Here is a 2,962-nt window from a genome sequence, read left to right as displayed (position 1 = left end):
CACTCGCACCTTGAAAACTGAAGACATCAACAAGACATCAAACTTTTTATAACCATGTCATTAGACGTGTGTTCTTAGAATACCAAAATGCTAGATCAAGGTATGAAGGGCGTACGGTGGATGCCTTGGCACTAGGAGCCGATGAAGGACGCGACGAACAGCGATATGCTTCGGGGAGCAGTAAGTATGCTTTGATCCGAGGATTTCCGAATGGGGGAACCCACCATCCGTAATGGGATGGGACATGTTACATGAATACATAGTGTAACGTGAGGCAGACCCGGGGAACTGAAACATCTAAGTACCCGGAGGAAGAGAAAGCAAATGCGATTCCCTGAGTAGCGGCGAGCGAAACGGGAACAGCCCAAACCGGAGAGCATGCTCTCCGGGGTTGTAGGACACTCTATACGGAGTCAAAAAGGAAGACAGTAGGTGAACGACCTGGAAAGGTCGGCCGAAGAAGGTGACAGCCCTGTAGCTGAAACTGTTTTCCCTCCAGAGTGGATCCTGAGTACGGCGGGACACGTGAAACCCCGTCGGAATCCGGGAGGACCATCTCCCAAGGCTAAATACTCCCTAGTGACCGATAGTGAACCAGTACCGTGAGGGAAAGGTGAAAAGCACCCCGGAAGGGGAGTGAAATAGATCCTGAAACCGTATGCCTACAAGTAGTCAGAGCCCGTTAACGGGTGATGGCGTGCCTTTTGTAGAATGAACCGGCGAGTTACGATAGCGCGCGAGGTTAAGCTGATGAGGCGGAGCCGTAGCGAAAGCGAGTCTGAATAGGGCGCCATAGTGCGTTGTCGTAGACCCGAAACCAGGTGATCTACCCATGTCCAGGATGAAGGTCAGGTAACACTGACTGGAGGTCCGAACCCACGCACGTTGAAAAGTGCGGGGATGAGGTGTGGGTAGCGGTGAAATGCCAATCGAACCTGGAGATAGCTGGTTCTCCCCGAAATAGCTTTAGGGCTAGCCTCGAGGTTGAGAGTTCCGGAGGTAGAGCACTGATTGGACTAGGGGCCCCCACAGGGTTACCGAATTCAGTTAAACTCCGAATGCCGGCAACTTATACTCGGGAGTCAGACTGCGAGTGATAAGATCCGTAGTCAAGAGGGAAACAGCCCAGACCGCCAGCTAAGGTCCCAAAGTGTATGTTAAGTGGAAAAGGATGTGGCGCTGCCTAGACAGCTAGGATGTTGGCTTAGAAGCAGCCACCATTCAAAGAGTGCGTAATAGCTCACTAGTCGAGTGGCGCCGCGCCGAAAATGTAACGGGGCTAAACATACCACCGAAGCTGCGGATTCCGTAAGGAATGGTAGGGGAGCGTTCCAAACCGCTGTGAAGCTGTACCGGAAGGAGCAGTGGAGCGTTTGGAAGTGAGAATGCCGGTGTGAGTAGCGAAAAGAGGGGTGAGAATCCCCTCCGTCGAAAGCCCAAGGTTTCCTGAGGAAGGCTCGTCCGCTCAGGGTTAGTCTGGACCTAAGCCGAGGCCGAAAGGCGTAGGCGATGGATAACAGGTTGATATTCCTGTACCACCGATCCACCGTTTGAACAATGGGGGGACGCAGGAGGATAGTGACGCATGCGGATGGAAGTGCATGTGTAAGTTTCGAGACCGTCTGATTGGCAAATCCGTCAGGCACCAAAGTCGAGGAACGATGCGGAGTCCCGTAGGGACGAAGGTCACGATTTCACACTGCCAAGAAAAGCCTCTAGTGAGGTGGAAGGTGCCAGTACCGTAAACCGACACAGGTAGGCGGGATGAGAATTCTAAGACGCGCGGGATAACTCTCGTTAAGGAACTCGGCAAAATGGTCCCGTAACTTCGGGAGAAGGGACGCTCTACATGAGTAGAGCCGCAGTGAATAGGCCCAAACGACTGTTTAGCAAAAACACAGGTCTCTGCTAAATCGCAAGATGACGTATAGGGGCTGACGCCTGCCCGGTGCTGGAAGGTTAAGGGGATGGGTTAGCGCAAGCGAAGCTTTGAACCGAAGCCCCAGTAAACGGCGGCCGTAACTATAACGGTCCTAAGGTAGCGAAATTCCTTGTCGGGTAAGTTCCGACCCGCACGAAAGGCGTAACGATTTGGGCACTGTCTCAACGAGAGACCCGGTGAAATCATAGTACCTGTGAAGATGCAGGTTACCCGCGACAGGACGGAAAGACCCCATGGAGCTTTACTACAGCCTGATATTGAGGCTTTGTGCATGATGTACAGGATAGGCGGGAGACGTCGAGACCGGAGCGCCAGCTTCGGAGGAGTCACCCTTGGGATACCGCCCTTCATGCATAGAGTCTCTAACTCGCAGCCGTCATCCGGCTGGAGGACCGTGTCAGGCGGGTAGTTTGACTGGGGCGGTCGCCTCCTAAACAGTAACGGAGGCGCCCAAAGGTTCCCTCAGAATGGTTGGAAATCATTCGTAGAGCGCAAAGGCAGAAGGGAGCTTGACTGCGAGACCTACAAGTCGAGCAGGGACGAAAGTCGGGCTTAGTGATCCGGTGGTTCCGCATGGAAGGGCCATCGCTCAACGGATAAAAGCTACCCTGGGGATAACAGGCTGATCTCCCCCAAGAGTCCACATCGACGGGGAGGTTTGGCACCTCGATGTCGGCTCATCGCATCCTGGGGCTGGAGTAGGTCCCAAGGGTTGGGCTGTTCGCCCATTAAAGCGGTACGCGAGCTGGGTTCAGAACGTCGTGAGACAGTTCGGTCCCTATCCGTCGTGGGCGCAGGAAATTTGAGGAGAGCTGTCCTTAGTACGAGAGGACCGGGATGGACGCACCGCTGGTGTACCAGTTGTTCCGCCAGGAGCATCGCTGGGTAGCTACGTGCGGACGGGATAAATGCTGAAAGCATCTAAGCATGAAGCCCCCTCCAAGATGAGATTTCCCTTTGAGTAATCAAGAAAGACCCCTCAGAGACGATGAGGTAGATAGGTCACGGGTGGAAGCATGG

Annotated in this window: 1 rRNA gene; it reads left to right on the top strand. The window is 53.9% G+C overall.

From position 1 onward, the window contains the following. Positions 1-93: 93 nt before the first annotated feature. Positions 94-2,962 (top strand): 23S ribosomal RNA (locus tag N7U64_RS15325); the annotation flags it as partial.

The organism is Exiguobacterium sp. K1, from assembly GCF_033721435.1.
Taxonomy (GTDB): Bacteria; Bacillota; Bacilli; order Exiguobacteriales; family Exiguobacteriaceae; genus Exiguobacterium_A; species Exiguobacterium_A artemiae.
This window is presented reverse-complemented; position numbering and strand designations above follow the sequence as displayed.